Source organism: Rhodoferax sp. U2-2l, assembly GCF_020594515.1.
Classification (GTDB): domain Bacteria; phylum Pseudomonadota; class Gammaproteobacteria; order Burkholderiales; family Burkholderiaceae_C; genus Rhodoferax.
In genome coordinates, this window is the sequence record NZ_JAJCTH010000022.1 from 70,035 (window position 1) to 76,479 (window position 6,445).

A 6,445-nucleotide genomic window follows, 5' to 3' on the forward strand; every position below is an offset into this window, starting at 1 on the left:
GTTTACGTTCTTTTTTCCAAAGCCCACTGTGCCAACAACTTTTCGAGGAGTGCGTATGCAATACAGAGTTCGCGTTTGGGATGCGCCCACGCGTTGGTTTCATTGGTTGTTGACCGCCGGTGTGATCGCGTTGGTGGTCACCGCCCAAATTGGTGGCAGTGCCATGGAATGGCATTTCCGTTTGGGATACGCCATTCTGTCCTTGTTGTTTTTCCGAGGGATCTGGGGTCTGGTGGGTGGTCACTGGTCACGATTTCGGACCTTCCTATTCCACCCCAGTCAGATCATTCGCTACCTTGTCGGGCGCGACGAGCAGCGCCAATGGGTTGGCCACAACCCATTGGGTGCGTTATCAACTTTCACCTTGCTCGGCTTACTGATGCTGCAGGCTGTGTCCGGCCTGTTCAGTGACGACGAAATTGCTGCCAGCGGCCCGCTGACAGCGTTCGTGTCATCCGACTGGGTGTCCACTGCCACTTATTACCATAAAGACATTGGCCAATATCTGCTGATGGCGCTGGTGGCCTTGCATGTGGCTGCCATCCTGGCTTACTTTTTAAAGAAGCGCGAGAACCTGCTCAAACCAATGATCACGGGTGACAAAACACTGCCCTTCCCGGCACCTGCCTCGTCCGACCGGGCGCGCGACCGGATCAAGGCGGCGGTTATTTTCGGCTGCTGCGCGGCACTGGTTGTCGGCGCTCTGAACTGGATCAGCTGAAGGTGACGCGGCACCGGTCGCCACACCTCTGACACCTCTCATCAAGCCAAAAAAAAGACCCACCAAGTGGGTCTTTTTTTGGAGGGAGCGAACCGTTTGACCGAATTCGCCCGACCGGTCCGCTTTAAAGCAAACCGGCCTTTTGCACCAAGCGGGTTGCCACCCAGTTCTTGGTCTTGGAAATCGGCCGGCTTTCGGTGATTTCGATCAAGTCGCCGAGTTTGAACTCGCCTTTTTCGTCATGTGCGTGGTACTTGCTGGACTTGCCAACAATCTTGCCATACAGCTCATGCTTGACCCGGCGTTCAATCAGCACCGTCACCGTCTTGGCACGTTTGTCACTGACCACCTTGCCAATCAGGGTGCGCTTGAGGGATGTTTTAGCTTCCGTCATTTATCGCTCCTTATTTGGCGGATGTGTCAGCAGCCAGCTTCTCGACCAGAATGGTCTTGGCGCGGGCGATGTCACGACGCGCGGTGCGAATCGTGGCTGTGTTGGTAAGTTGTTGCGTGGCTTTTTGCATGCGCAAGCCAAAGTGAGCCCTTTGCAGCTCTTTGACTTCCACCTTCAAAGCGGCAACGTCTTTTTGTCGTAATTCAGTCGTTTTCATATCATTTGCTCCTGATTACTGACCGATCATGCGGGCCACAAAAGTGGTACGCAGCGGCAGCTTGGCCGCAGCCAACCGAAACGCTTCACGTGCCAACTCTTCAGTCACACCAACAATTTCAAACACGATCTTGCCGGGCTGAATCTCAGCCACATAGTACTCGGGGTTACCTTTACCGTTACCCATCCGCACTTCAGCAGGCTTTTGGGAGATCGGCTTATCAGGGAACACGCGAATCCAGATACGACCACCCCGTTTGACGTGGCGGGAAATGGCACGACGAGCGGCTTCGATTTGGCGCGCGGTCAAACGACCACGGTCCGTACATTTCAGACCGAAATCACCAAATGCGACCGAGCTGCCTCGGGTCGCAATACCGGTGTTACGGCCCTTTTGCTCTTTGCGGTACTTGCGACGAGCGGGTTGCAACATAGTTATTCTCCTTTGCCGTCAGCTGCTGCAGCTGGCGCGGCTACCTTGCGGACGCGCTGAACGGCGGGTTTATTGGCATCAGCACCAGTGGCTTCAGCGGGCTTGTCACTGCCATCCGCAGGGGCAGCGTTGCTACCCATGGGACGACGTGCACCGCGAGGTGCAGGACGATCGGCGCCAGGGCGGCGGTCATCACGACGCGGACCACGCGGGCGGCGCTCATCGTCTGGACGAGGCGTTTCAACCGCGGGCAAATCGTTGCGGCCCAACGTGTCACCTTTGTAGACCCAGACCTTGACGCCGATGACACCATAGGTGGTCTTGGCTTCAGAGGTACCGTAGTCAATATCGGCGCGCAGGGTGTGAAGCGGCACGCGACCTTCGCGATACCACTCGCAACGGGCGATTTCAATGCCGTTCAAGCGACCCGACGACATGATCTTGATGCCCAAGGCACCCAGACGCATGGCGTTTTGCATCGCACGCTTCATGGCCCGACGGAACATGATGCGTTTTTCCAGCTGCTGGGTGATCGAGTCGGCGATCAGCTTGGCATCGATTTCAGGCTTGCGCACTTCTTCGATGTTGACTGCCACCGGCACGCCCAATTGGCGGCCCAGATCACGCTTCAGGTTCTCGATGTCTTCGCCTTTTTTGCCGATCACCACACCCGGACGAGCCGAGTAAATGGTGATGCGGGCGTTCTTGGCCGGACGCTCGATCAGAACGCGTGACACTGACGCGTTCTTCAGCTTGGCTTTCAGGTAATCGCGTACCTTGATGTCTTCGGCCAGCATGCCCGCGAAATCGCGGTCATTGGCGTACCAACGCGATGACCAGTTGCGGCTAACCGACAGCCGAAAGCCGGTTGGATGGATTTTTTGTCCCATAACTTCCTGGCCTCTTTCAGTTACCAACCGTCACGTACACATGGCACGTGGGTTTTCTGATTTGATTGCCACGACCTTTAGCGCGGGCCGTGAAGCGCCTCAGCGATGCGCCTTGTTCGACGTAGATGGTTTTCACCTTCAACTCGTCGATGTCAGCACCGTCGTTGTGTTCAGCGTTGGCAATGGCAGACTCCAGAACCTTCTTGATGATCACGGCAGCTTTTTTCTGCGTGAACTGCAAAATGTTCAGGGCTTGATCCACTTTTTTGCCGCGAATCAGATCCGCGACCAGGCGGCCTTTATCGACCGACAAACGAACGCCACGAAGGGTTGCACGTGTTTCCATGGTCACCTCCTTATTTCTTCTGGACTTTTTTGTCCGCAGGGTGACCCTTGAAAGTCCGGGTCAGAGCGAACTCACCCAACTTGTGGCCAACCATTTGGTCAGTGATATAGACAGGCACGTGCTGCTTGCCGTTGTGCACGGCAATGGTCAGACCGATGAACTCGGGCAGCACCATGGAGCGACGCGACCAGGTCTTGATCGGCTTTTTGTCTTTGGTAGCCACAGCCTTTTCGGTTTTGGCTACCAGATGATGGTCGACAAACGGACCTTTTTTGAGAGAACGAGTCATTACCTACCCCTTACTTCTTGCGACGCGACACGATCATGACCTGCGTGCGCTTGTTGTTACGGGTACGGTAGCCCTTGGTCAGATTACCCCAAGGATCCACTGGATGACGGCCTTCACCGGTCTTACCTTCACCACCACCATGCGGGTGATCCACAGGATTCATCACCACACCACGGACAGTCGGGCGAATACCCATCCAGCGCTTGACACCCGCCTTGCCGAGTTGACGCAGGCTGTGTTCTTCGTTGGCCACTTGACCCAAGGTTGCACGGCACTCGATGTGGATCTTGCGAACTTCACCAGAGCGCATACGCACCTGAGCATAGGTACCTTCACGAGCCAGCAAGGTTGCCGATGCACCTGCCGAGCGAACGACCTGGGCACCTTTGCCAACTTGCAACTCGATGCAGTGCACCACCGAACCGACCGGAATGTTACGGATCGGCAGGGTGTTGCCAACACGGATCGGCGCTTCAGCACCGCTCATGATGGTGGCACCCACTTCCAGACCACGCGGCGCGATGATGTACTTGCGCTCGCCGTCGGCATAACACACCAAAGCGATGTGCGCCGAGCGGTTCGGGTCGTACTCAATACGTTCCACCTTGGCAGGAATGGCATCCTTGTTGCGAAGGAAGTCAACCACACGGTAGTGATGCTTGTGACCACCGCCTTTATGGCGGGTGGTGATGTGACCATTGTTGTTACGGCCGGCCTGCTGGAACTGAGGCTCCAGCAACGCAGCGTGCGGCGCACCCTTGTGCAGGTGGTCCCGCGAAATCTTCACCACGCCACGACGGCCGGGTGAAGTCGGTTTCATTTTGATAACAGCCATGATTACGCAGCCTCCCCACCGAGGTTGAGTTCCTGACCTGGCTTGAGCATCACGTAAGCCTTGCGAACATTGTCGCGACGGCCCACAGATTTGCCAAAACGCTTGGTCTTGCCCTTGGTGTTCACCACAGACACGCCCTTGACTTCCACCTTGAACATCAATTCCACAGCGGCCTTGATTTCATATTTGGTGGCATCCTGGAGCACCTTGAAGGTCACCGCATTGCTCTTTTCCGCAACCATCGTGGCTTTTTCAGACACGATAGGCGCAACGAGAACCTGCATCAAACGACCTTCGTCAAATTTTTGATTGGGGTTATTGGCATGGCTCATGCGAACATCTCCTGCAATTTACCCATGGCAGCCTTGGTGACCAAGACCTTGCGATAGTGAACCAACGACACCGGATCGGCGTAACGCGGCTCAACCACCAACACATTGACCAGGTTGCGCGACGCCAGATACAGGTTTTCATCAACCTCATCCGCAATCACCAGCACCGAGTCCAGGTTCATGGCTTTGAATTTCGCAGCCAGGGCCTTGGTCTTGGGGGACTCAACGGTCAGCGAATCAACCACAGCCAAGCGACCTTCGCGCGCCAGCTGCGACAAGATGGACGCCATACCGGCGCGATACATCTTCTTGTTGATCTTCTGGGCAAAGTTTTCATCAGGCATGTTCGGGAAAATCCGACCACCGCCACGCCACAGCGGCGACGACGTCATACCCGCACGCGCACGACCCGTACCCTTTTGTTTAAAAGGCTTCTTGGTCGAATGGCGAACTTGCTCACGGTCTTTCTGGGCCCGCGTACCCTGACGGGCGTTGGCCTGGAAAGCCACAACCACCTGGTGAACCAGGTCTTCGTTATAAGCACGACCAAACACGGTCTCAGGAACATCCATCGTGGACGCAGCCTGACCTTGGTCATTCAGGAGTTCGATCTGCATCAGTTCGCTCCTTTCGATTCAACGGTTTTGGCCTTGACAGCAGGACGCACGGTCACAAAACCGCCTGCAGAGCCAGGAACAGCACCCTTGATCAGCAACAGTTGGCGCACCTCGTCAACACGGACGATGTCCAAATTCTGGGTCGTGACCAAGTCATCACCCAAATGGCCCGTCATGCGCTTGCCCGGAAACACGCGACCCGGGTCCTGCGCCATACCAATGGAACCAGGAACATTGTGCGAACGGCTGTTACCGTGAGACGCACGCTGTGAACTCATGTGGTGACGCTTGATGGTGCCGGCATAGCCTTTACCAATGGTCGTACCCTGAATGTCCACTTTTTGACCCACCGCAAAGACCGAGGACACCGGCACAACAGCGCCAGCCTGGTACGCAGCAGCAGTTTGAGAGGAAACGCGGAATTCGCGGATCAACTCACCCGCCTCGACACCCGCCTTGGCGAGGTGCCCAGCGGCTGGCTTGTTGACACGAGAAGCTTTTCTCGCACCAAATGTCACTTGCAAAGCAACATAGCCATCGTTCTCTTGGGTTTTGACTTGAGTCACCCGATTGTTAGACACATCAATCACAGTAACAGGAATTGCGTTCCCGTCGTCTGTGAACAGACGCATCATGCCAACCTTGCGACCAAGCAATCCAAAGTGATTGCTTAGACTCATTGTTTTCTCCATAACTTTCACCAGCCCCACTTCAATTGGCGAGGCTGTTTGGTTGTGAAAGAGGGTTGATAAAAAATCTGCGAGATAGGCCTTTAAAAGCCCATCTCAACAGAGCCAGCGAGTATAACCACAGATCGCTGCTTGCGCAAGCAAATCAGTTCTCGCTGGAAATTGCAGTTATTGCAATTTGATCTCTACATCCACACCTGCGGGCAAATCCAGCTTCATCAGTGCATCGACGGTCTTGTCCGTCGGGTCCACGATGTCCATCAAACGTTGATGGGTGCGGATCTCGAACTGGTCACGGCTGGTTTTGTTGACGTGAGGTGAACGCAAAATGTCAAAACGCTTCATGCGAGTTGGCAGAGGCACGGGGCCCTTGACAATGGCGCCGGTGCGTTTGGCGGTGTCGACAATTTCGGCGGCCGATTGGTCGATCAGTTTGTAATCAAACGCCTTCAGACGGATACGGATTTTTTGTTTAGTTGCCATGTTTATCTCTGGTTAGTTGAGGACAGAGATGGCACCACTGCGTGGTGCTCAGGTCTGTCCTGCAAACAGGTTATTAAGCAAGAATCTTGGCAACCACACCAGCGCCAACGGTCTTGCCGCCTTCACGGATCGCAAAGCGCAGACCTTCTTCCATGGCGATGGGGGCAATCAGCTTGACGGTGATCGACACGTTGTCACCA

At 55.3% G+C, this 6,445-nt stretch carries 12 protein-coding genes and 1 pseudogene; 1 reads left to right on the top strand and 12 read right to left on the bottom strand.

Translation table 11 applies throughout. From position 1 onward, the window contains the following. Nucleotides 1–55 precede the first annotated feature (55 nt). Complete coding sequence (locus LHU53_RS18095) at nucleotides 56–721, top strand: cytochrome b/b6 domain-containing protein (RefSeq protein WP_227334198.1); 666 nt, start codon at nucleotides 56–58, stop codon at nucleotides 719–721. Nucleotides 722–845: 124 nt separating this feature from the next. Here LHU53_RS18095 and rpsQ read toward each other — a convergent pair whose 3' ends face one another. The 12 genes and pseudogenes from rpsQ to tuf all read right to left on the bottom strand — a co-directional run. Further along, a complete protein-coding gene (gene rpsQ / locus LHU53_RS18100; protein ID WP_227334188.1) occupies nucleotides 846–1,115 on the bottom strand; it encodes a 30S ribosomal protein S17 in 270 nt (89 codons plus the stop codon). A gap of 10 nt (nucleotides 1,116–1,125) precedes the next feature. Continuing rightward, nucleotides 1,126–1,332 (bottom strand): 50S ribosomal protein L29, encoded by a 207-nt coding sequence (rpmC, locus tag LHU53_RS18105; RefSeq protein WP_227334189.1) that lies wholly within the window; start codon nucleotides 1,330–1,332, stop codon nucleotides 1,126–1,128. Between the two features lie 15 nt (nucleotides 1,333–1,347). Further along, the gene (rplP, locus tag LHU53_RS18110; protein WP_078364573.1) at nucleotides 1,348–1,764 is read right to left on the bottom strand and encodes a 50S ribosomal protein L16; all 417 of its coding nucleotides are present in this window, start codon (nucleotides 1,762–1,764) and stop codon (nucleotides 1,348–1,350) included. 2 nt (nucleotides 1,765–1,766) lie between these two features. Beyond that, a complete protein-coding gene (gene rpsC / locus LHU53_RS18115; protein ID WP_227334190.1) occupies nucleotides 1,767–2,654 on the bottom strand; it encodes a 30S ribosomal protein S3 in 888 nt (295 codons plus the stop codon). Between the two features lie 16 nt (nucleotides 2,655–2,670). Continuing rightward, nucleotides 2,671–3,000 (bottom strand): 50S ribosomal protein L22, encoded by a 330-nt coding sequence (gene rplV / locus LHU53_RS18120; RefSeq protein WP_075585605.1) that lies wholly within the window; start codon nucleotides 2,998–3,000, stop codon nucleotides 2,671–2,673. 10 nt (nucleotides 3,001–3,010) lie between these two features. Beyond that, on the bottom strand, nucleotides 3,011–3,289 hold the full coding sequence (rpsS, locus tag LHU53_RS18125; protein WP_078364575.1) for a 30S ribosomal protein S19: 279 nt from the start codon (nucleotides 3,287–3,289) through the stop codon (nucleotides 3,011–3,013). A 10-nt stretch (nucleotides 3,290–3,299) separates the two neighbouring features. After that, entirely contained in the window at nucleotides 3,300–4,124 is an 825-nt protein-coding gene (rplB, locus tag LHU53_RS18130; RefSeq protein ID WP_227334191.1) for a 50S ribosomal protein L2, read from the bottom strand. Nucleotides 4,125–4,126: 2 nt separating this feature from the next. Beyond that, complete coding sequence (gene rplW / locus LHU53_RS18135) at nucleotides 4,127–4,456, bottom strand: 50S ribosomal protein L23 (RefSeq protein ID WP_227334192.1); 330 nt, start codon at nucleotides 4,454–4,456, stop codon at nucleotides 4,127–4,129. Further along, nucleotides 4,453–5,073: a 50S ribosomal protein L4 gene (rplD, locus tag LHU53_RS18140; protein ID WP_227334193.1), complete on the bottom strand. Its 621-nt coding sequence runs from the start codon at nucleotides 5,071–5,073 to the stop codon at nucleotides 4,453–4,455. Before rplD ends, rplW begins: the two co-directional genes overlap by 4 nt. Then, nucleotides 5,073–5,753 (bottom strand): 50S ribosomal protein L3, encoded by a 681-nt coding sequence (rplC, locus tag LHU53_RS18145; RefSeq protein ID WP_227334194.1) that lies wholly within the window; start codon nucleotides 5,751–5,753, stop codon nucleotides 5,073–5,075. Before rplC ends, rplD begins: the two co-directional genes overlap by 1 nt. 177 nt (nucleotides 5,754–5,930) lie before the next feature. Continuing rightward, the gene (gene rpsJ, locus LHU53_RS18150) at nucleotides 5,931–6,245 is read right to left on the bottom strand and encodes a 30S ribosomal protein S10 (protein WP_028250951.1); all 315 of its coding nucleotides are present in this window, start codon (nucleotides 6,243–6,245) and stop codon (nucleotides 5,931–5,933) included. A 73-nt stretch (nucleotides 6,246–6,318) separates the two neighbouring features. Beyond that, nucleotides 6,319–6,445: pseudogene (gene tuf, locus LHU53_RS18155) on the bottom strand (elongation factor Tu); the annotation flags it as partial.

Coding starts and splice junctions, on each gene's coding strand:
- LHU53_RS18095 (WP_227334198.1), top strand. CDS start 56: ATGCAATACAGAGTTCGCGTTTGGGATGCGCCCACGCGTTGGTTTCAT.
- rpsS (WP_078364575.1), bottom strand. CDS start 3,289: ATGACTCGTTCTCTCAAAAAAGGTCCGTTTGTCGACCATCATCTGGTA.
- rpmC (WP_227334189.1), bottom strand. CDS start 1,332: ATGAAAACGACTGAATTACGACAAAAAGACGTTGCCGCTTTGAAGGTG.
- rplC (WP_227334194.1), bottom strand. CDS start 5,753: ATGAGTCTAAGCAATCACTTTGGATTGCTTGGTCGCAAGGTTGGCATG.
- rplP (WP_078364573.1), bottom strand. CDS start 1,764: ATGTTGCAACCCGCTCGTCGCAAGTACCGCAAAGAGCAAAAGGGCCGT.
- rplW (WP_227334192.1), bottom strand. CDS start 4,456: ATGAGCCATGCCAATAACCCCAATCAAAAATTTGACGAAGGTCGTTTG.
- rpsC (WP_227334190.1), bottom strand. CDS start 2,654: ATGGGACAAAAAATCCATCCAACCGGCTTTCGGCTGTCGGTTAGCCGC.
- rpsJ (WP_028250951.1), bottom strand. CDS start 6,245: ATGGCAACTAAACAAAAAATCCGTATCCGTCTGAAGGCGTTTGATTAC.
- rplD (WP_227334193.1), bottom strand. CDS start 5,073: ATGCAGATCGAACTCCTGAATGACCAAGGTCAGGCTGCGTCCACGATG.
- rplV (WP_075585605.1), bottom strand. CDS start 3,000: ATGGAAACACGTGCAACCCTTCGTGGCGTTCGTTTGTCGGTCGATAAA.
- rpsQ (WP_227334188.1), bottom strand. CDS start 1,115: ATGACGGAAGCTAAAACATCCCTCAAGCGCACCCTGATTGGCAAGGTG.
- rplB (WP_227334191.1), bottom strand. CDS start 4,124: ATGGCTGTTATCAAAATGAAACCGACTTCACCCGGCCGTCGTGGCGTG.